Annotated in this window: 13 protein-coding genes; 3 read left to right on the forward strand and 10 right to left on the reverse strand. The window is 42.0% G+C overall.

Going from position 1 to position 23,994, the window contains the following annotated elements:
• Positions 1-492: 492 nt before the first annotated feature.
• The 10 genes from AC37HE_RS10245 to AC37HE_RS10290 form a co-directional block, all read right to left on the reverse strand.
• Complete coding sequence (locus AC37HE_RS10245; RefSeq protein ID WP_500782742.1) at positions 493-2,586, reverse strand: RagB/SusD family nutrient uptake outer membrane protein; 2,094 nt, start codon at positions 2,584-2,586, stop codon at positions 493-495.
• Between the two features lie 17 nt (positions 2,587-2,603).
• Positions 2,604-6,014, reverse strand: a complete 3,411-nt coding sequence (locus AC37HE_RS10250) for a TonB-dependent receptor (protein ID WP_500782743.1) — start codon at positions 6,012-6,014, stop codon at positions 2,604-2,606.
• Between the two features lie 158 nt (positions 6,015-6,172).
• Positions 6,173-7,222 carry a FecR family protein gene (locus AC37HE_RS10255; RefSeq protein WP_500782744.1) on the reverse strand — a complete coding sequence of 350 codons (1,050 nt, stop codon included), beginning with the start codon at positions 7,220-7,222 and terminating at the stop codon, positions 6,173-6,175.
• 92 nt (positions 7,223-7,314) lie between these two features.
• Positions 7,315-7,890 carry an RNA polymerase sigma-70 factor gene (locus AC37HE_RS10260; protein WP_500782745.1) on the reverse strand — a complete coding sequence of 192 codons (576 nt, stop codon included), beginning with the start codon at positions 7,888-7,890 and terminating at the stop codon, positions 7,315-7,317.
• Positions 7,891-8,143: 253 nt separating this feature from the next.
• Positions 8,144-10,006 carry an alpha-amylase family glycosyl hydrolase gene (locus AC37HE_RS10265; RefSeq protein ID WP_500782746.1) on the reverse strand — a complete coding sequence of 621 codons (1,863 nt, stop codon included), beginning with the start codon at positions 10,004-10,006 and terminating at the stop codon, positions 8,144-8,146.
• Positions 10,007-10,556: 550 nt separating this feature from the next.
• A complete protein-coding gene (locus AC37HE_RS10270) occupies positions 10,557-12,401 on the reverse strand; it encodes a glycoside hydrolase family 13 protein (protein ID WP_500782747.1) in 1,845 nt (614 codons plus the stop codon).
• Between the two features lie 31 nt (positions 12,402-12,432).
• Positions 12,433-14,754 carry a family 65 glycosyl hydrolase domain-containing protein gene (locus tag AC37HE_RS10275; RefSeq protein WP_500782748.1) on the reverse strand — a complete coding sequence of 774 codons (2,322 nt, stop codon included), beginning with the start codon at positions 14,752-14,754 and terminating at the stop codon, positions 12,433-12,435.
• Positions 14,751-15,431: a beta-phosphoglucomutase gene (gene pgmB / locus AC37HE_RS10280; RefSeq protein WP_500782749.1), complete on the reverse strand. Its 681-nt coding sequence runs from the start codon at positions 15,429-15,431 to the stop codon at positions 14,751-14,753. Before pgmB ends, AC37HE_RS10275 begins: the two co-directional genes overlap by 4 nt.
• Positions 15,428-16,792 carry an MFS transporter gene (locus tag AC37HE_RS10285; protein WP_500782750.1) on the reverse strand — a complete coding sequence of 455 codons (1,365 nt, stop codon included), beginning with the start codon at positions 16,790-16,792 and terminating at the stop codon, positions 15,428-15,430. Before AC37HE_RS10285 ends, pgmB begins: the two co-directional genes overlap by 4 nt.
• A 300-nt stretch (positions 16,793-17,092) precedes the next feature.
• The gene (locus AC37HE_RS10290) at positions 17,093-18,106 is read right to left on the reverse strand and encodes a LacI family DNA-binding transcriptional regulator (RefSeq protein WP_500782751.1); all 1,014 of its coding nucleotides are present in this window, start codon (positions 18,104-18,106) and stop codon (positions 17,093-17,095) included.
• Between the two features lie 434 nt (positions 18,107-18,540).
• On the opposite strand from AC37HE_RS10290, the gene AC37HE_RS10295 reads away from it, so the two are divergent.
• The 3 genes from AC37HE_RS10295 to AC37HE_RS10305 all read left to right on the forward strand — a co-directional run.
• On the forward strand, positions 18,541-21,522 hold the full coding sequence (locus AC37HE_RS10295; RefSeq protein ID WP_500782752.1) for a SusC/RagA family TonB-linked outer membrane protein: 2,982 nt from the start codon (positions 18,541-18,543) through the stop codon (positions 21,520-21,522).
• A 21-nt stretch (positions 21,523-21,543) separates the two neighbouring features.
• A complete protein-coding gene (locus tag AC37HE_RS10300; protein WP_500782753.1) occupies positions 21,544-23,136 on the forward strand; it encodes a RagB/SusD family nutrient uptake outer membrane protein in 1,593 nt (530 codons plus the stop codon).
• 31 nt (positions 23,137-23,167) lie between these two features.
• Positions 23,168-23,994 (forward strand): SusE domain-containing protein (locus AC37HE_RS10305; protein WP_500782754.1); only part of this gene is annotated, 827 nt, incomplete at its 3' end.

Here is a 23,994-nt window from a genome sequence, read left to right on the forward strand (position 1 = left end):
GGAAGCTCCGACGGCAGAAGGAGATCACTCGGCTGAACTTAGCTTTCAGGAGCTGATACCTGAAGATAAAAATCAGCCTTGCGTTTTCTGTTTCGTCTTTGGGGCAAGCCAAAGATGAAAACCCGCCTGGTAAGGCTAGCGGAAATTTATTGGAGCAGAATCAATCCTCTTCAACGCATCTTGAAAAGACTTTCACAGAAAACACTCATGATTCGGAGGAAATCTTCAACAGGGATGAAAGTGGAAAGGTTTCCTTGCATTAGGTTGTCATTGTTATCTGAAGTTGTCAGGTTATCTTGGAACTTGAAACTTGGAACTTGAAACTTGAAACTTGAAACTTGAAACTTGAAACTCAGAAGGGACTTTCAGAAAAAAAGCAATTGAATGACTGCAACAAAAAAAGAGGCCATCCCGCAAGGGACAGCCTCTTTATTTTCTAACTAAACTAACTACTAAGCATCCCCGGACGCGGGATGTTTATTTTAAGCGGGATTAATATCCCGGATTTTGCATTGCTGCTTTCTCATCTGCAGTTAAAGCACTACCGTTTTCGTCGGTAATACCATCCAGGAAGCTTTGTGGAATAGGACGCAGGTAGTGAGTATTCGCATCGAATACTGTGTTACCACGAACATATCCATCGTTGAAAGCTTTCCAACGTGCTTCCAATGTTTTCGTACGAGCTAAATCTTTCCAACGTAACTGTTCACCGCATAGCTCACGAGTACGTTCATTCAATAAGAAACACATCATCTTATCAGCATCGCTTGTACATCCTAATTTGTCGTAAATCGGGCTATCAACCTCTGAATCTAAAATATCTGACTCTGAATTTAAAGTCATTAAAGTAGTAGTGGCTGCTGTAGTTACAGCCATATCATCATTTGACTCATAATAGGTATTCTTATCCCAATAGATCGCACCTTCAGCAGAATAACCACCCCCTTTACCTTCGCAGTAGGCGTTATTAGCATAAGCCTGTCCACCATCTATATGAGAAGAACGGTCTTCTCCGGTTTTGTAGGCAGCACGCTCCCGCAATTCATTAAAATACGGAATTGCATCACTATAATTCCCCTGGCGGATATAAGCTTCAGCAACCATCAACACATCTTCAGCAGAACGAGCAATAATACCATCACGTGTACCGAATTGAGAAGAAATTGAGGTACGGTATCCATCACGATATTTCGACAAGGCTACCGAACGTTTTTGCTTTCCGTAATAGCCGTTATTACCATGCTCACCAACCCAAGCCTGATCTTCTCCATCAAAATAGCGTACAAAAGTGTGCGTATTTTCCATTGATCCGTCATTCAAGACTCCGGTAGCATCATTCGTAACAGGGGCGTAACGAGTATCACCTGCATCATTCACGATATATTTTATCCCCAATTCGCCACCGTTAAAACGTTTTGCAAATACAGTATCTCCATCGGCTGTAATTTCTGCGATTGGATTAATTGTATCCGGAGCCAACATATAGTTACTTGAGTTCCATGAAGGAGCAGCACTTGTATTGTTTGAACCATAACAAGTGATAAACGATTTCCAGAAACGAGAGTCATTTACTCTGTCAAAAACGTCCAAAGCATAGTTTGTAGCACGTGCATAAGAGAACTCACGGTCACCAGAGATATCCCGAGTACATCCGGCAAGATCCATATAAACTGAAGGATAGTACAAGTGCATTTGGTTTCCGAAACGTCCCCATGTAGTTGCATCATCCGAGAATTGAGCAGCAAGCACAATCTCCGAGCTTAACTCATTATCACTATTCGCATATTGATAATCCCATAAATCAGCATAATTATTCGCCAAAGGATGAGCATCAACAACTTCCTTCGCATATTTAATTACAGAAGTTAAGTCAGCATCAACATAAGAAGAGTTCCAGTCATCGTTAATTTCACTGGCACGAGTCAAGTGAGCTTTAGCCAAAAAGTGAGCTGCTGCTGATTGAGTCAAGCGTCCGGTCTGAGAAACAGATGTAGGCAAATATTTGTATGCTTCTTCCAGGTCAGCAATAATTTGGGCGTAACATTCTTCCGATGTAGCGCGTGTAAAATAAGTCTCAACCGATGTTGATGGGGTCAATTTCAAAGGCACGCCTCCATATTGCTGCACCAACTGAAAATAAAAATATCCACGGAAGAAATAAGCTTCACCCAGACGAGTTTCGTAAGTGTCACTTGTTTCATCGTAATACAATGGAATATTTTGAATCAATGTATTAGCAGATTCAATCGCTGCATACATATTATCCCAAATTGGCTGGTCTACTGCTGTTTCAGTTGAGCTAAGGTCGGCACTATAGCAGTTATAATCCGGACTGGCATTGTTCGCATCCGTAAATTCATCAACCCCTAAGTTATAGGCTTTGATTGCCCAAACATAGTTAAACTGGAATTTAAGCTTTGTATAGGTACCAGTCGTCAATTCATCCAAACCATCTTGAGTCTGGAAACGTGCCGTACTGTAGCTGGTTGTATAATCTTCATTTAGGAAGTCATTGGTACATGAGGCCAACGACGATCCAATGACTGAAGTTATCAATAATGTTTTGAATATATTTTTTAATCTCATCTTCTTAATTTTTTACATTAAAATCCAACATTTACACCAAACACGAGACTTCTGGTTGTCACAGGTGCACCAATAGTTGTTGTGTTGTTGTCGTAATTGATCATATCCGTATCTAAATAATCACACTTACTGTAAATAGTAACAGGGTTCATACATTGAACATACATTTTCAATGAAGAGATTCCCAGTCGATTTAACTGTTGTTGCTTGAATTTATATGCAAGGTTAACATTACGCAATTTGATGAAGGTTCCATCCTGGTATCCCTGAGATGATGCATAAGTATCAGCAGCCTCTCCGTTTGAACCAGGAGAATAATATTCAGCATCTTCGTTGGTACCAGCTACCCAATAATCTAACTTACGTTGTGCATAGCGACCATCCAAAGTAGCTGCTCCTGCTTTAAAGATTCCTCCCCAACGAGAATAAATAAAGAATGAAAATTCCCAGTTTTTGTAACTAAGAGTGTTCGTCATACCTGCAGTCCAGTCAGGACGAGTAGTACCAACAATCTGGCGGTCGTTGTTTCCGTCAATTGTTCCATCACCATTTAAATCTTTAACACGAATTTGTCCTGGCAGACGACCATATTTAGCAGCTTCGGCAGCTTCATCGGTTTTCCATACGCCATCATATACATAGTCGTAGTAAACACCAATATTTTCTCCCACAAACCACGAGTTGTTTATGTCTTCTTTATTACCATTCGCCAATTTTACAATCTTGTTATCATCTTTTGACCAGGTAAGACCAGTTGACCATTCGAAATCAGACTTCTGAATATTAATTGTATTCACTTGCAGATCAATACCCCATCCTTTTGTTTCACCTACATTATCATAGGTTGAAGTATAACCTGTCAAAGAAGGAATTGTCATTGCTAATAATAAATCAGTTGTCTTGGTTGAATAAACATCAACAGCACCACTAACCCGGCCTTTGATTAATGAATAGTCAACCCCTAAGTTATACTGAGCAGTACGCTCCCATCCCAAGTCAAGATTGGCCATCTTAGGTGGATTTTTAGCAGATGGGTCTGAAGCCAAATAACCTAAAGAGGAATTATCAGCACTCCAATTATAGTAGGTAGTCATCAAACCACCTTTAGTAGCATAAGCAGAAATAGCCGAGTTACCAGTTACACCGTATCCCAGGCGAAGTTTCAAAGCACTAACCCAATCTACATCCTTCAGGAAGTTTTCCTGTTCCATTCTCCAGCCCAAAGCCAACGATGGGAAAGTTGCCCACTTGTTACCTTCGGCCAATTGCGAAGCACCATCCCAACGAATTGAGGCAGTTAACAAGTATTTATCATTATAGCTATAGTTACCGCGAGCCATATAGGAAGCCATTTGAGTCTCTGTTAAGCTAGAGCCATAAGATTGAATATCCGCTTGAGAACTCAAGTTATTCCATAACTCAGTAGAACTTGCAACGTTCGCTTTCAATGACATGTCATCCGAATGGTACTTAGATGCAGACTGCATAATCGTCAATCCAACTTTGTGGATATCAGCCAATGTAAAATTATAATAAATCAAGTTGTCCAATGTCCAGGCAATACGTTGACGCGTGTATTTATAACCAACATTGTTTCCATCACCGTTGATACCTCTGGCATCATTGAATTCACCATTCTTCTGATCATTGAATTCAGGTCCGAATTGCAAACGATATTTCAATCCTTTTAAAGCATGACTCATTTCTCCAAAGTCAAGTTGTGCATAAAGGCTACCGTTCAATCTCAAGTTCTGACGTTGATTCTTGTTGTATTTGGTTTCGTTGATCGGGTTAATAATGTTTGTATCACCGTTCGGCTCACGAATATAATCACCATTCTCATCGTAAGGCACAGTCCATGGCAACATGGATCTTAAAGCAGAATAGAAGTCACCGGCACCGGTTACTGATTTTGAGTATTTATATCCATAGTTTTGGTTCGACCATGCAATGTTAGCATTCACACCCATTGTAAACCAATCTACAGGAGTAGCTTCGAAGGCAAGTTTACTAGTATAGCGTTCGAAAGACTGGTCAACGATTGTACCTTGCTCGTTAAGATAACCGAAAGAGCCATACCCTTTCATTTTCTTATTACCTCCGGAAACACTCAAGGTATGCTCATGAGCTACACCAGTTTGCTTCCCTAATGAAGACCAATCGTAACTACCAACTTTACTTGGATCATAAGAGGTGCCATCCCATGCTTGAGCAATATTAGCAAATGAAGCACTAACCGATCCATAAGTACTTAAATCAGATGCATAGGTTGGTGATTCAGAACCATAAGTACCCATGTTTATTTTTGCTAAACGAGAATAATCCAACCATTCTGAGGCATTCATCATCTCCATCACATCATACATCTTACTGATCTTAACAGAACCATTGTAGTTGATGGATACCTTACCGTCTTTACCTTGTTTGGTTGTTACTAGAATTACACCGTTCGCACCACGTGAACCATATACAGCAGTTGCTGAGGCATCTTTTAGCACATCGATTGATTCAATATCACTTGGGTTGATATTCTCAATACCACCACTTTGAATCACCATTCCATCGACAACATATAGTGGGTTTTGATCTGCAGTGATTGAACGTACACCACGGATTTTAATTGATCCAACCTCACCCGGTCGCTGGCTGTTTGTAATATCGACACCAGCAGCTTTACCTTGCATACCTTGCAAAGCATCTTTAACCGGCATCGCTTGAAGTTCTTCGGCTCCAACCCGAGCAGAAGCACCCGTTACGTCGCTTTTCTTTTGCACACCGTAACCTACAGCAACCACTTCTTCCAAACCGATGGTTTCTTCTTCCAGAGTCACATTAATCACAGACTTACTCGCAGGCACTTCAATCGCTTTCATCCCAACAAATGAGAATACAAGGATGTCGGTTCCTTTTGCATCAATCGTGTACTTACCATCAAAATCGGTAATTGTCCCGTTTGTGGTTCCTTTTACCAAGACGGTAACACCTGGTAAGGGTTCTCCGTTGGTATCAGTAACCAAACCTGTGATTTTCATTTGCTCCGCAGTTCCTACGGTAGCGTCCTCATCGGGAGTTATGATGATTTGACGATCCATAACCACGTATTTAACCGCTTCCCCTTTGAAAATTTCTTTCAAAACAGATTCGATAGTCTGGTTGTCTGCATCTACATCGATAACCTTATCAACGTCAATCAAGTCGTTGTTATAAAGAAAAAGATAATTTGAACTATTCTCTATTCCCTTTAACGCATCTTTTATTGTCGTTTGTTTTAGGTTTAGAGAAATCCTAGTGTTTTGTGAATAGCTTCCGGAAGCAATACTGCTCAAAACCGCGAAACACACAAAAAAAACGGTTAGTTTCATCATAATTAAAACTCTTAGACAGGTTTTCCTTAGGTCGGAACCTGTCGTGATTTCATTTTTTTTCATAGATTTGAAAAGTATTCGTTAATACAAATTGAATTTTCCTGAATTAGCCGTTCAGGTGAAAAAATGAGCAGGGAAGCGCGCCAACACTTTCCTGTTTCTTTTTTTAACTGTTCGTTTATTTCATAAGCCCTGTTATTCGATTTAGTTTTTTAGGATTATTATTGATATAGGATAATTTTCCGTCGCTGATCGGCAGAGCCGCCAAACTCTTTCGGATCAACAAAACGGTACTTGAATGAAGTAGAAATACTAAGGTATTTTAAGATCTGATCTAAAGATTCATCGCTAAATGTGGCCGTAAAGTGATAGCTCAGCAAACTGTTGTCCTTCACTTCAATATCCACATTATACCAATTCTCCAATAGACTCACCATTTTTGCCATCGAGTCGTCAGAGAATACAATTTTTCCATCTTTCCATGCCGTATAGCGGCCAATATCATTGCTCTCGGAGTAAACTATTTTATTCTCGTCAACGTTATAATCAGCCACTTCCGAAGGATGTAACTGTAACAATTCATTGGACTTACTTCCGGCTTCTTTAATTACACTCACTTTACCTTCTACCAGAGCAACGGTTACATGCTCTGCATTTTCATAAGCATCAACATTGAAAGTTGTACCCAAAACTTTAACACCAAGTTCGTGCGTATGAACAATAAACGGTTTATGCGGATTGTGATGCACTTCGAAATAGCCTTCTCCCACTAACTCAACATTTCGTGTTTTCTGATTGTCAAAAGTGTTGGGAAACTTCAATCGACTGCCTGAATTTAACCAAACCTTCGTTCCATCAGCCAATGAAACTTTCGTTTGGGTACCATAAGCAGCTTTTATCTCCTGGTAAACAACATTGCTGGCAATAGGCTTCTCTGTTTCCGGATGTCCCCGAAAATATTCAATGGTTGCTGAAAATAGCAGGGTAAGTAAAAGAATAGCGGCAACCTGATGCCACCAAAGTAATTGGAATGATTTTCCTTTCTGAAAATGAGGAATTCTCTTTTTAGTCTTCAAAAGAGCTTTTTCCAGGTTAATTTTATCGTTGTACTGCAAGGACTTTGAGTCAGTCCATAATTTCCGATATTGTTCCCATTGTTTCAAATGATCATCTGATTCGGCAATCCAGTCAGCAATTTGCTGTTCCTCTTCCGGAGTAGCATGACCTGAAAAAGATTTTATTAATATCGGTTCAATTTTGTCGATTCCCACGTTTAGCTCGATTTGTACTTTAGACGAAACCGATAACGAATCACCCTACATGAAAATTTAACTTTTTTTATTCTTTTTTTTTCGGAAGGATATCACAAGCCCATAAAAGCCATTAAGACCGGCAGGTAATCCTTTAATTGAATGCGAAGTATTTTTAATGACCGACTCATCAATCCCTCAACCCCTTTTACAGAAATCTCCATTTTCTGTGCAATTTCGTTGTAAGTCAACCCTTCGAAACGACTGTATTCAAAAGCCTGGCGACATCGTTCAGGTAGCAAACTCAGGGACTCAACTAACTTCTCTTCAAACTCACGCGAAACAAGAATATCTTCCAAAGAGTCAGTCATTCCAGCATCCTCTGTCACCTGTTCAATTACCGTTTCTTTTTGAAACTTCCGAACATGATCAATCGATCGATTACGAACCATAAAGGAAAGGTAAGCCGATAAATTTTTGATTTCGCCGACAGTATTCCGGATTTCCCACATTTTAATGAAACACTCCTGCACTAAATTTTGGGCCTGATCCAAATCATGGACATATAGGTTGGCTTGAGCACATAAGGCCTTATAATACTTCCGAAAAATAAAATCGAAAGCTTTTTCTTCTCCATCCTGTAGTGCTTCCAGGAGAAATTGATCAGATAATTGAGTCGTTTCATTCATAGCAGCCTTCAAATATAGAGTTTATTGCGCTAAAAATTCTGCAACACCAACCCGACACGACCTCTTTAACAAACTTTAAAGGCCACAAAATTGTGGCCTCTAAAATGAATCTGATCATAAAACTAACTAAATTCCAATATATATTGGTTAAAAATTCTGACGAAAGTTTGTAATTCAGTTTTACCTTATTTCATATTTAAAGTTTGTCTTTCCTGACATTATTTTTCATGCTGTCCGACATATCGTTTTTTTCCTATTCGACTTTAAAAACAAATGATTCCAATGGTGCTATTTTCAGAACAATATGAGATTCAACCGACGCAACGTGCAAACAATAGTGATTATTTCCGCTAAGCACGTCTGTCAATTTGTAATCTCCCTCTTTGAGCTTCCATTTAGCAACAAGATCCGATGGCAATTGTAGCGGAAATGAATAGGTCTTATCAGGGCTGAAATTGCAAAGTATGATTAAGCGATCATCCCCTTTCCAACGGACAAAAGAGAAAACCTGATCGTTATATCCCTCCGTATGTTCCAGGTTGTAGCCATGAATTGCCCGGTAATTTCCGGTGAGGGCAGACGATTGAGATGAGAACCAAAGCAGTGTCTTATAAAATTGATGTAAGGCCTTTTCTTTTTCAGATAGCTGTCCTCCATCAAAAGCCCCGTTATTCATCCATCGCTGATGAGCAGGAACACCCCAGTAATCGAAAATGGTTGTTCGCGTTTCGGATCCAAAACCTGGATTTCCATCACCAGGCTCACCAACATCCTGCCCGAAATAAAGCATCGTTGGCGAAGTACTGATACAAGTTGAAACAACCATAGCAGGCTTTGCCTTTTCAGGATCACCGGCAAATGCAGCACTTGCAATGCGCTGTTCATCGTGATTTTCGAGGAAATGCAACAGGTGATGCTCAATATCAGCCTGTCCATTCAGAATAGGAGCAATATGATTGGTACTCCCGTGCCCTTGAATAATATTTTTCAAGGTATCATACAATTCAACTTTGTCATACAGATAATCCATTTTCCCTAGCCGGATGTAGTTGCGATACAGAGCAGGATTATAAACCTCAGCCAACAAAAAAGCATCCGGATTTTTCATTTTGATGGACGAATTCAGGAAACTCCAAAACTCCACCGGCACCATTTCAGCCATATCATAGCGAAAACCATCCACACCTTTATCGAGCCAGAAGAGTGCGATATCCCGAAACTTTTTCCACGAGTCCGGCACATCCTTGTCCTGCCAAAAATTGAAATGAACTTTATAATCCATCGTATCAAAACCAGCGGGCAAACTATCAAAATCATGCGTTCCGTCGGGACGAATGCCGTAGTTTACTTTTACCGTTTCGTACCAGTCGTTAAAATCGGGCTGTGCTTTTCGTGAACCATTTCCGGTCCATTTCGCCGGACTTTCAGCGAATTTTCCATCTGCTAAAGGATTCGATTCACCGCCAAGAGGCTTGTAGCCATTTTCGGCAACAGGAACCAGAAATGGTTTTCCGGGAATGTAGTAAAAGTTATTATCGCGTTTGTATACAACGGTGGTATCATCATCCTGACCAAAATCCGCTACACCCTCCGGTTTCGAAATGGAATGGTAATTTCTGGCTACATGGTTTGGGACTATGTCGATGATCACCTTCATTCCGTGTCGGTGTGTCCGTTCGATCAGAGCCTCAAACTCTTCCATCCGTTTCGCCGGATCAACCGCCAGATCAGGATCAACATTGTAATAATCCTTCACCGCATAGGGAGAACCAGCACGTCCTTTCACCACATCGGGATCATCGTTAGTTATTCCATAAGCGGTATAATCACGAATAACCGCATGATGTGGTACTCCGGTATACCAAATATGGGTAACGCCCATTGCTTTAATGGAATCTAAAGCGCGGTCGGTAAAGTCGTTAAACTTCCCCACCCCGTTTTCTTCAATTGTTCCCCACGGTTTGTTCGTTGTATTCGTGTTTCCAAACAAACGGGTGAAAACCTGGTATACAACCAGTTTTCCCTCTCTCGTTCTCTTTTCAGGAACAACACTCGTTTTGGGCTGGCAAGCCAAAAGCAACAAACCGGTCAGAAATATGATTAATTTTTGTTTCATTATGATTTAGATCGTTAGATTTCAACATCAGACTATTAAACCCCATCAATCTCGTTGTTCAGGACAAGTCTGAACGTTCAGGTATAGATCGCTTCATTGTTGTACCTCCTACCAATGACATCTATAATGATTGAAGGATCGATGGAACGAAGGATTGAAAGAGCTGCAAGATATCTCAAATTCCAAGTTTTAAATTCCAAATTTCAAAAGGACGCTGGCCGGTAAAGTGATCAGTAGCCAGACACCCGCAACAGCCCCTGACCTGTAAATGGGTAACTATACCCGCAACTTGAAACTTTGATTAAAGAGCTGCAAGTACAAAGCCACAAGCTGCAAGAAAGCTAGCCCTTAGGGCTTTTATATCAATAGAAAACACGAAACCACTTGATCACGCGATGCTGGGCGAAGCAATCTCTCTGCGGTTTCTCTGCATCTTCCCGAAGCCAGTTCGCGACAAGTTCTGCGGTTAAAACCCGCAACTTGAAACTCGAAACTCAAAACTTGGAACTTGGAACTTGGAACTTGGAACTTGGAACTTGGAACTTTAACATTACTGTAACTCAATAATCATAGCAGTTTCAGCAGGAACTGCTATTGTTGAAAGATCAGGCAATTCTTTTGAGCTAATAATGTCCTTGCCTTTTGTAAAACCTTTCATAACTTCATTAAAGCGATCAGTCGTTAGCTGCTTTGCCTGTGTGTCTTTATTCAGAATTACCATGACTGTATCGTCCTCGTTGGTTCTGAAGTAAACGTAAACACCGTCCTCCGGAACAAAGTGAATCATACGTCCGGTGTGAATAACCGTCTTATTCTTTCGCCAGTTTTGAATCGTGCGAATATAGTTTTGCATGTCCTTTTGAGCGTCGGTCAATCCTGCACCGGTAAAGGCATTCACCGGATCACCGGCCCAACCACCAGGGTAATCACTGCGAATGATGCCATGATCCTGCGTTCCTTTATTACTCATCAACACTTCTGTCCCGTAGTAAATCTGCGGAATTCCTCGGGTTGTCAGAAAGTAGGCAACACCCAATTTTAGCTTATTCACATCTTCACCAACCTGCGTAAAAAAACGCGACATATCATGATTATCCGGAAAAACAACCAGGTTACCGGCATCCGGATATTGGAAATCGTTTGACAAAGCGTCATACAATTCAATCATTCCGTGATCAAAATCATCACTATCATTCATGGCCCGTGCCGCTGCATTTTGTAATGGGAAGTCCATCAGGCTTGGCAGATAACATTTGTAGCCGTCGCTGTTCACTTTACCTTTTTGCCAATAAGAGACAATTGCGGGGTTCATACTCCATTCTTCGCCAACAATATTGAAATGCGGATATTCCTCAAGTACGCGCTTGGTCCACTCAGCCATCATCGTTTTATCAGGATAAGGCCAGGTATCCTGACGAATCCCATCCAATCCAACAAACTCAATCCACCAAATACTGTTTTGAATCAGGTAAGTAGCCACGAAGGGGTTTCGCTGATTCAAATCAGGCATTGTCTCAACAAACCAACCATCCGACATGGCCCTTTTATCTGCCTCGGAAGCATGCGGATCCTGGTTAATCGTACGGCGATGCGTGGTCGGCTTCCAGTCCGGATAATTGTTAATCCAATCGTGCATAGGCATATCATCCATCCACCAATGCTCAGATCCACAATGATTGAAAATCATATCCATAATCAGTTTCATACCTCTCTTCTTCAAATCTTTTGAAAGTTCCAGGTATTCCTCGTTGCTCCCGTAACGTGGGTCAACTTTATAAAAATCGGTTGTGGAATAACCATGATAAGAAGTCCTGGTCATGTTATTCTCAAGAACCGGGTTCAGCCAAACAGCTGTAAAACCCAGATTTTGTATGTAATCGAGATGATTGATAATTCCCCGTAAATCGCCACCATGGCGTCCGTCCTTGTCAGCCCGGTTCGGCTTTTCCTTCATCCCTTCAACCTCATCATTTCCCGGATCACCGTTTGCAAACCGGTCGGGCGTTATCAGGTAAATAACATCCGAACTGTTGAAGCCGATGCGCTCTGAGGAATGCGGTTCGCGAGCTTTCAATTCATATTGAAATTCCCCTGTTTGCTTTTTGCCGGCTTTAAAGACAATCGGAAAACTTCCCGCTTGTGCATCTTTCGAAATCTGCAAATCGATAAAAAGATAATTCGGATTTTCAACCCGGCTCACACTTTCAATCGTTACACCGGGATAATTGATTTCGGGCATGCTGCTCCCGATATTCTCGCCGTGAACCATCAACTGCAGATTCGGATTCTTCATGCCGATCCACCAAAACATCGGTTCAACCCGATCGATTCCGGCAGCCACCAGTAAATTAAATTGTCCGACAAGCAGGACAAAAAGTATTAAATAGCGTTTCATTGGTTTTCGGTTTTTCTTACAATTTAACAAATTATTGGGCAACTGATTTCTTCGCTAATATCAATTCTCCATTTTCTTTCAGTTGGTAGTGTTCACCCCATATCACGACCTCCACAGTAACGGAGCTATGATTGGTAATTTTAAGCTCACTGCCCATGCGAATCTGCAAATGAGCTCCTCTGAAATTAATGCGGAACGCGAATGCTTCCCACGAATTAGGTAAAAACGGATTCAACAACAGTTGGCCGTCTTTCACATCCATACCACCAAAAGTCTCTACAAAAGCCAGCCAGGTACCGCCCATACTTGTTATGTGAAGACCGTCTTCGGTGTCGTTATTGTAATCATCCAAATCAAGACGAGCTGTCCGCAGATACATTTCGTAAGCTTTCTCCTCACGACCAATACGGGCGGCCAAAATTGCATGAATACAGGATGAAAGCGATGACTCATGAACAGTTAGTGGCTCGTAAAAATCGAAGTGACGACGAAGCGTTTCCTCATCAAACTCGCGACGAAACCAATAAAAGCTTTGAAGCGTATCGGCCTGCTTTATATAGCAAGAGCGTAAAATACGATCCCACGACCAATTTTGATGAATCGGTCGCTCAGCCGGATCCAGCTCTTCCGCAGGAATGAGTTCTTTATCCAAAAATCCGTCTTGCTGAAGGAACAGCTCTCGCTTGTCATTGTAAGGGAAATACATATTCTCAATAATATCGCGCCACTGATCGGTTTCCGTCTTCTCATTGAAAGCCCATTTTCGGGTTAATTCGCTAAACAAAAACGGATGTTCCTTCTTTAGAAAATCAATCACTTCGAGCGTGTATTTCATCGTCCAAACAGCCATCCGGTTGGTGTGGAAGTTGTTGTTCACATTATTTTCATACTCATTAGGGCCCGTAACACCCAACATGACGTATGCGTTCTTATCTTCGGACCAATTAATGCGCTGTGCCCAGAATCGGGAAATTCCCAGCAAGACTTCAAAACCATAAGGAGCCAGGTAATCGCGATCCCCGGTATAATTGATGTAGTTATAAATAGCATAAGCAATTGCGCCATTCCGGTGAATTTCTTCAAAGGTAATCTCCCACTCATTGTGGCATTCTTCACCATTAATGGTAACCATTGGGTACAAGGCAGCTCCACCGTTGAAACCCAGTTTTTGGGCATTTTCAATGGCCTTTTGCAGATGCTTATGCCGATATAGCAACAGGTTCTTAGCAACAACCTGGGGAGCTGTAGCCATAAAGAAAGGCAAGCAATAAGCTTCGGTATCCCAATAGGTTACACCGCCATATTTTTCACCTGTAAACCCTTTAGGACCAACATTCAAACGTTCATCATCACCTGAATAAGTTTGCATCAATTGAAAAATATTGAAGCGGATTCCCTGCTGGGCGGCCACGTCGCCTTTAATCATGATATCGGCTGTTTCCCAACGTTTTTCCCATTTCTGGCGATGTACTTCAAACAATTCATCGAAGCCTGTTTGCGCAGACTTGGCCAGCTTGCTCTTAACATGTCCCATTAGTTTTTCGTGGGGCTGATAAAGCGAGGAATTCACAGCCATGTACTTTTCAATACAAAGCTCTTCACCTTCTTTCAGCTGAACTTCGAAGGTGTTTGCTACAAATTTTTCATCCGTATAAGGATGACGGGCAGCTTCGACCTTTGATCCATTTACATACAAATGCGTCTCAATGCCATGGCAAACAAAGAAAGAGGTTTTCTTGGTCTCCATACACAAAAAAGCCTGATTAGAACGATGATCTTTATCGGTTTCAACCCAAAACTTCTCATCGTAGTTTGAATCTTCATTTACCACATCACCATCAATGAAGGAACACAATCCTAACTTAGCTTCAAAATTGGTGCTTTTTAAGCGGTAGCGAATAGCGCCAACTTCTTTATCTGCAATGCTGAGAAAGCGTTCAGCGATCACCTCAACCTTTTTCCCGGAAGGCAGGCTTGCCTTAAAAGTTCGGGTCAATAAGGCAGTCTGCATATCAAGTATACGGGTAAAATCCTCCACCACGGCTTTGGCTAAATCCAATTCCTCGTCATCCAGCCGAATACGCAAGCCGATCCAGTTGGCTGCATTCAGTATTTTGGCAAAATACTCCGGGTAACCGTTCTTCCACCATCCTACTCTGGTTTTATCCGGATAATAGACGCCAGCCATGTAATTGCCCTGCAGTGAATCGCCCGAATAAGTTTCTTCAAAATTAGCGCGTTGTCCGGTATGCCCGTTTCCTATGCTGAACAGACTTTCCGAGATTCGGTTATAATCCGGAACAAATCCTTCCTCAATAACCCGCCATTCCGAATGTTTTATATAATTTTTCATAAACTCGTCTTAGATGTAACCTGATTAATTTGTTGAAATAGTTGATCGGGAGTAAGCTCTGAGAAACCGGGAATAACCAAGTTCGCCCGGCTTAAGGTTTGAGGATCTCCCACGCCAACACTCATCATACCTGCATTGCAGGCAGCATCGATACCGGCAATGGCATCTTCGAAAACGATGCACTCTTCCGGATTAACAGCTAAAGCTTCTGCTCCTTTGAGAAAAACTTCAGGATCGGGTTTTGCTTTGCTGACCTTGGTACCATCGATCACCGCATCGAAAAGATTTTCGATTTTCAGGCGCTCCAAAATTAAGGGTGCGTTTTTACTGGCAGACCCCAAAGCAATGCCAATGTTTTTCCGGCGTAGATCCGTTAGAAATTCTTTCACCCCTGGTAAAATTTCATCATCATCCATCTGCATAATGGATTCCAGATAGACCTTATTTTTCTGATCTGCCAGTTCATTTTTCTTTTCTTGTGGCAAGTGAAGTTTTCCTAAATTCAGGATGATATCCAGCGAGTCCATTCGACTCACTCCTTTCAGAAGCTCATTGTGTTCCAGGGTAAATTCAATTCCCAACTCTTCAGCCAGCTTTTTCCAGGCTAAAAAGTGATAACGGGCCGTATCGACCAGGACTCCGTCCAGGTCGAACAGGCAAGCAGCTATTTTTTTCATTGTCTTTTTTCTCGAGGTGTTTTGATCGAGGTGACAGCCAAAGCTCCTAACAGCATAGAAACACCGCAGACAATCATCATGTAAATCGCTTCATTTCCGAAGAGACTTCTCAGGATGAAACCGCCTACAAAGCCCGAGATAATTTGCGGACCTGCAATTGTGAAATTGAAGATACCCATGTAAACACCCATCTTATCGGCCGGTAATGATTCGGAAAGAATCGAATAGGGCATCGCCAGAATTGCCGCCCAGGCAATACCAATGCCAACCATCGATAAAATCAACCAATTCGGTGAGTTGAAAAAATACATGGAAATATAACCTACTCCTCCCAGCAACAGAGCTGCTCCATAAGTCGTTTTTCGTCCGAAAACCTTGGCAATACGAGTCATCACAATGGAGAATAAAGCAGCAAACAAACTATAAGCGCCAAACAAAACGCCTACCCAGTTTCCGGCTTCCTGGTACAATTCCGATGAAGCATCGCCAATTGAAGTGCCAAAAGCGTGTTGCGCAACTGCAGGGGTTGTATAAACCCACATAACATACAGTGCAAACCAGGAAAAAAACTGAACAATTGCTAACTGAGCCATCACTTTAGGCATTTGCGTAAACAGGTGCCAAAAGTTGGTCAACTTTTCACCCAGTGACTTTTTTTGCTTGCCATACGCCGTCCATTCTTCATAGTCGATACCGTTTTGTGCACAATACACTTCCGGCGGATATTCCTTGGTTCTAAAAACCGTCCAAATAACCGACAGCAATAAAACAGCACCACCAATATAAAACGACCAAATAACAGAAGGAGGAACCTCGCCTTCGGCAGCCGTATTACTTACTTTCAGAATATTCGTCAGAAAATAAGGTAAGACTGAACCAACCACAGCTCCTGTATTAATCAGGAAACTCTGTACCGAATAACCAAGCGTACGCTGATCGTCGGGAACCATATCGGCCACCAAAGCCCGGAAAGGTTGCATGGTAATGTTGAAGGAACCATCCATCAAGGCAAACATCAAGGCTCCGAAAACCAAAGCTGGAATTACGGATACCAAGGCGGCTGAATTTGGCATGAGCCACATGGCTACAGCGGCAATAAATGCTCCACCAAGGATGTATGAACCACGACGGCCAAAGCGGTTCCATGTTCTGTCGCTCGCTGCTCCAACAATTGGTTGAACAATTAAGCCCATAACCGGGGCAGCCAACCAAAAAAAGGAAAGTGAGTGCAGATCGGCACCAAGATTGGAAAGAATCCGACTTACGTTGGCACTCTGCAATGCAAAACCAATTTGAATTCCCAGGAAACCAAAACTGACATTCCAGATTTGCCAAAAACGAAGAGCAGGTTTAATCTTCATATTAGCTAATTAAGTTTAAAGGCTATCAACCTTTTTTTAAATTAATAACTGAAATCACCATGCTTCAATCCGAAAAAACGGAATTCTGCATGCGTCGGATTCTGAGTAACTCAGTCGAAATCGGAATAAAATCGAAGTAAATTATCGGATGATCTGCAACAAATATAAAGTGGAAATCGGGAATAATACAAATCAACGAGTATGCTGTAAATCAACCACCAGACTAAAAAAAGACAAAAATCGGTCTGCCAATACCATTTCAAACGTTTGCGTAAAAAAATTGAAAAAAGTTGATTTTCCTTATATTGAAGACTCACGAACCACCAAATCGCCCTGTAAAACCCGGTTTATTGGGCTGAAATCTTCCTCGGGGTTCATAATTCGATTCAGCAAAATTCGGGTAGCAGTACTCCCCATTTCATAGCCATGCTGATCAACCGATGATAAGGTAGGGTTTGTAATGCCAGATAAACGTCCATCGCTAAAACCAATAACAGCAATCTGTTCGGGAATCTTAATTCCCAGTTTTTGCAGCGCCTGCATGGCTCCAACAGCTGTCAGATCGTTCGTTGCAAAAATACCATCAGGCAAGTTGTCGTGATCAGCTAACATTCGGACGGCATTGTTTGCTTTCTCAAAATTATCAGCCTGTATAATTAACGCTGGATCTTCCTGTAATCCAGCCTCCCGTATTGCTCTGAGGTAGCCGCTTTTACGATTACGGCTAATCTGTAAATGTTCCGGTCCCGAGAAGTGGGCGATCTGCGTCCGACCATTCTCGATTAGATGGCGGGTTGCCTTGTAGGCCGCCTCTTCATCATCAATTACCACACTGTCAGCTTCAATATCAGGCACAACCCGATCAAAGAACACAAGAGGCAAACCTTTCTCTTTTAGTAATTTTAAATGTTCGTAGCTGGTTGACTCTTTCGCAACAGAAACCAAAACACCATCTACCCGATGCGAAAGTAACATATTGGCATTGGCAACTTCGCGATCATGTTTTTCATTCGATTGGCAAATCATAACTGTAAAACCGGCATCGTAAGCCACATCCTCGATACCACTAATGACAGAAGAGAAGAAATGGTGAACGATTTCCGGGATAATCACCCCAATCGTATTACTCCGGCTTTGCTTTAAACTTAAGGCAATGGCATTCGGTTGATACTTTAATTGGGTAGCCAATTCATTAACAGCCTTTTTGGTATCGGCACTAATGTCCGGGTGATCTTTCAACGCTCTGGAAACAGTTGAAGGTGAAATACCTAAAATACGAGCAATATCTTTTATGGTAATGGAACTGTTCTTCATTATTTAGTTGGATGTTTGTGCAAGATAAAAATAAAACCCAACATGAATCTTAGCATTTTGTCATCTTATATATGTTATAGAATCAGCAAGCCTTCCTTAACCAATTAAAATCAGTCTGTTCAATCGTATTGAAGCTGTTAAAAACAGATTCAGAAAACGACCATTTCAATGATTAACAAAACAATCCTATTGATTCCAGATTAAAAAGTCGTACAACACGCGAAACACACCCCACCAGTAACTACCTGTTTTCTAACATATCTACCGCAAACGTTTGCGGTGACGTTTGCAAGAAAAAACACAGCTTGCAGCAGTATCTATCACTAAAATATACTTTTATACTTGCACTATCGGATAACGAAACGGAATAAAATCGACTGCACTAATGTTTATTATTAACGGTGACCTAATTGAATCAAACTAATTAAAAAAACATGAAGATTATTCGTAAAAACTTAAATGTTCTACTAATGGCCCTGGCGCTCTTGCTAACAAGCACCGCCTGGTCCCAAGTCGTTAGTATTTCGGGTAAGGTTACAGACGCCGCAAGCGGCGAGCCCCTTCCCGGAGTTACTGTTATCGTACAAGGAACTACAATTGGCACCATCACAAACTTCGATGGCGAATATGTCCTGAAAGTTGAGAAAGGGGCAACAGTACTATATTCCTACATTGGTTACAAACCAACCGAAATGCTTATTGGCGATCAAACAACCATCAACATTAAGTTAGCAGTGGACACTGAAAACCTGGAAGAAGTTGTGGTTATTGGTTATGGTCAGGTTAAAAAAAGCGATGCAACCGGATCGGTTACAGCAATCCAACCTGATAAGCTAAATAAAGGCCTTGTTACAAATGCTCAGGATATGTTATCGGGGAAAGTTGCCGGTGTAAATATTACATCGACTGATGGAACTCCGGGCGGAGGCGCTACAATCCGAATTCGCGGTGGATCATCTCTTTCGGCCAGCAACGACCCATTGATTGTTGTTGACGGATTGGCCATGGACAACGACGGCATTAAAGGGGTATCTAACTTCTTAAGCACCATTAACCCTGCTGATATTGCATCATTCACAGTCTTGAAAGACGCCTCGGCTACTGCAATTTACGGTTCTCGTGCATCGAACGGTGTAATCATCATTACGACCAAACGAGGACAAGCCAATACAGGACCACGCGTTTCGTACGACGGTAACATCTCTATTAGCTCGATCCGCGAAACAATAGACGTGATGACCGGCGATGAATTCAGAGACTATGTAAATAATCTGTATGCCGGCCAGGACGACATTCTTTCTAATCTTGGAACAGAAAATACGAATTGGCAAGATCAAATCTATCAAACTGCAATTAGTCATGATCACAACATCAGTGTTACTGGTGGATTGAAAGACATGCCGTATCGCGCTTCTTTTGGTTACACCAACCAGGATGGTATCATCAAGACATCTAATTTCGAACGTTATACAGCTTCTGTAAACTTAAATCCTTCATTTTTCGACAATCACCTGAAGCTGAACTTAAATGCAAAAGGCATGATTGTCAAAAACCGGTTTGTCGATGGTGGTGTAATCGGCTCAGCTGCATCAATGGATCCAACACAGCCCGTCTATTCTGATGACTCCATCTACGATACTTTCGGAGGTTACTGGCAATGGTATGTTACGGATGCAACTATCGGAATCACCGATAATTCTCTGGCAACCAACAACCCTGTTGCTTTGCTAAAACAAAGACACCAGACTTCAAACGCGAAAGATTTTATTGGAAATGCAGAAATTGACTACAAACTACATTTCTTCCCGGATATGCGTATTCACATGAACTTGGGTGCTGATATTTCGGATGGACAAGAAGACACTTATATCACGAAGGAAGCTGCAACAAACCACCCTCATGGCTATAACAAATGGGACAAGCAGTTCAAAAAGAACCTTTCTTTTAACAGCTACTTGCAATACATTAAGACAATAGGCAAACATAGCTTCGACGTAATTGGAGGTTACGAATGGCAACATTTCTACCGAGACGGAAGCTACTATGCTGAAGGTTTGGACGGTTATTCTTACCAGGAAGCTGTTGTTGACTGGGCAAAAGAAAATTACCTCGTTTCATTCTTCGGACGTTTGAATTACACACTGGCTGACAAATATTTATTTACAGCTACCATTCGTGACGACGGATCTTCCCGTTTCTCCAAAAATAACCGTTGGGGATTATTCCCGTCATTCGCTTTCGCCTGGAAAGTTAATGAAGAAGCATTCCTAAAAGACAGCCCGGTTCTTTCAGACCTGAAATTGAGATTGGGTTATGGTATCACCGGTCAGCAAAACCTGAACTTATCAAACGACACCCCATATTTGCCAACCTATACAGCGAGCAAGACAGGTGCCTACTATCCATTTGGCAGCACTTACTATTCAACTTACTTGCCTGATGCTTATAACGAAAACCTGAAATGGGAAGAAACAACAACTTATAATGCGGGCATTAATTTTGGATTCTTTAATAACAAACTTATCGGTTCCATCGATTACTATTATCGCGAAACCAAAGATTTGCTGAACCAGATTGATGTTGCCGCCGGTACTAACTTCAAGCCTGTTGTTATTAGTAATATTGGTTCCCTGAAAAACCAAGGTCTCGAATTCTCAATCACCGATAAGATTATTTCGAAGCCTGATTTGATGTGGGATGTTAACTACAACCTGACTTACAACTTCAACGAAATTACGAAGTTGACAACTGCAAGTGGTGAAGGATTCGTTGCCACTGGAAGCATATCGGCAGGTACCGGAAATAAAATTCAGGCTCATGCTGTTGGTTATCCCGCCAGCTCATTTTATGTATACCAACAAGTATACGACTCGGAAGGGATGCCAATTGAAGGTTTGTTTGTCGATCGTAACGGAGACGGAACAGTCAACGACGACGACCGCTACTTCTTCCATAAGCCAGCAGCCGACGTCACCATGGGACTTTCTTCAAAAATCGTTTATAAACAGTTCGATTTTGGATTCTCACTGCGGGCTAGTTTAGGCAACTACGTTTACAATGATGTTGATGCCCGTAATGCCAACGTTGGTGAAAGCGGTATTTGGTCAACCTCCGGATTCTTCAGCAATAAACCTACTTCGGTGCTGGCAACTGGTTTTACCGGAAAAACCAACTATTACCTCTCTGACTACTACGTTCAAAATGCATCATTCCTGAAAGTTGATAACATTACTTTAGGATACAGCTTTACTGATTTGCTGAATAAGATTAGTAATGGTCGTATTTACGTATCAGTTCAAAACCCATTTGTTATCACCAAATACAAAGGATTGGATCCGGAAATTTTTGGAGGAATCGACAACAGCATCTACCCTCGTCCGATCATCTCGATGTTGGGTGTAAGCTTGACTTTTTAACCAATAATATTTGACACAATTATGAAAAAAATAGCATTCAAATCATATCTACTCATCCTGTCGCTATTGGTACTTGCCGGCGTTTCCTCCTGTACCAAAGACTTGGATGTAACACCGATTGATCCTAGCATTACACAGACTTTTGACCAGGATGCCGTATTCACAAAGATATATGCGTCAATGGCACTTACCGGGCAAGAAGGACCATCGGGAACTCCGGACCTGGATGCCAGTTACGTTGATGAAGGTACTTCAGCCTTTGTGCGCTTAATCTGGAATTTTAATGAACTATGTACTGATGAAGCAATGTGTTCGTGGGGTGACCCTGGTATTCCGGAAATGAACTTCTGTCAATGGACCGCTTCACACGAGCAACTCAAAGGCTTGTATGCCCGTTTGTATTTCATCGTCACATTAACAAACCACTTCCTGGAACAAACCGATGGACAAACCGACGATGTTAGTGTAAAACAAAGAGCTGAAGCCCGCTTTATTCGCGCGTTAAGCTACTCTTACCTGCTCGATTTCTTCGGAAATGTTCCGTTTGCAACAACAGTAAGTACCGAATTACCGGAGCAAATACAACGTGCCGACCTTTACAGCTGGATACTGGATGAATTAACTGAAATTGAACCGGATATGTATGAGCCAAAAACAGCTCCGTATTACCGCGCCGACAAAGTTGCCAACTGGCTATTGCAAGCCCGTTTGTATCTGAATGCTGAGGTATACACAGGTACTGCTGATTGGGCTGACGCTGCAACTTATGCTAAAAAGGTCATCGATTCAGAATATACACTATGCCCCAGCTACGAACAACTTTTCATGGCCGACAATGCCGGGACAATCGATGGAAGCACTGTTAACCAGGCGCCGGATGAAATTATCCTCCCCATCGCTGCTGATGGCATCAAAACATACAGTTACGGATCCACCTTATTCCTGATTGCATCAACACATACATCAGGAATGACTGACTGGGGAACAACTGAAGGTTGGGGCGGTAACAGAGCCAGAGCTGCTCTGGTGAAAAAATTCTTTCCTGATGGTTCCATCCCTTCTGATGCAGACCAAACAGATTTAAGAGATGCTGCAAACGACGATCGTGCTATGCTTTTCGCAGAAGACCGTACTGTTGACATCGAGAAATCAACCATCTTTAAACAAGGCTTATCCGTATTCAAATGGACAAATATCCGTGCCGACGGGGCTGATGCAAGCGATTCAAAATGGGTTGATACAGATATGCCGTTAATGCGTGCTGCTGAAGCTTACCTGACTTATGCTGAAGCCGTACTACGAGGTGCTTCAACCATCGATGATTACACTGCACTTCAAGCTGTTAATGCTTTACGCATCCGTGCCAACGCCGGTCAAAAAACAACCATTGACCTGGATGGCTTACTGGACGAATGGTCTCGTGAATTCTATTTCGAAGGACGTCGCCGCACCGATCTGATTCGCTACGGCTACTTTGGAGGTAGCTCTTACAACTGGGATTGGAAAGGCGGAACAGCTTCAGGAACACAATTCAGTGCTTTTTACGACCTGATGCCAATTCCATCAGTTGACCTGAACGCCAACCCTAACCTAACCCAAAACGATGGCTATTAATCATTGGGAGAATTATCAAAAATCTGAAAACATGAAAAAATTCAATATTATCTATCTCGTGCTGTTTCTCACCCTTGGCCTGGTATCATGCGAGGATGAAATGGGAGTTCAAATTAATCCCGGAGCAGAAGATGGCACACTGAGCTTTCAGTTAAATGAGCCTGTTTACAGCAATCTCACTTATGTACTGGATGAAGCAAATGCTGATGCCAATATGGATACCCTAACCTGCGTACAACCTGACTATGGTTTTACTGCAGCTGTTACCTACACCACACAAGTTTCCTTTAGCGAAGATTTTACAGAAGGAGAATATATAAGTTTAGGCACAACAGTTAACGGAGAAAAAATCAACGTAGTGACTTCGGAGATCAACACAGCAATCCGGGAACTCTACGGTGGTACGTTTCCGGACCCGATTGTTCCGGTTGATGTATACATCCGTTTAAAAGCGGTTATCAGCGATGCTACAACCGATGTTACCGGCACAACGCTAGCTGTTCAACCTTTGTATTCAAATGTAATTATGCTGAGCATTCAGCCCTACTTCTACCAGGATTTGAGACCTTACACCGAAGTTACTCCGATTCCTTACTACATAATTGGTATGGCCGATGGAGCCTGGAACAACGCTGCATCAGGCTTGGGAGTATCCATCTATCCGTTGAGTGTTCAGTCGGGCGACAAATACAACAGTGACGGCAATGGCGAATTTACCTACACCGGCTATTTCAAAAGTTCAGTAGGCTTCAAACTAATTCGCGATGTAGGTAGCTGGGCAGAACAATGGGGTAGCTCTGACGGTGCATTGACTCCGGTTCATAACGACGGAGGCTCGCAAAACTTCTTCGTACCTGA

The sequence above is a fragment of the Mangrovibacterium sp. genome (assembly GCF_059905295.1).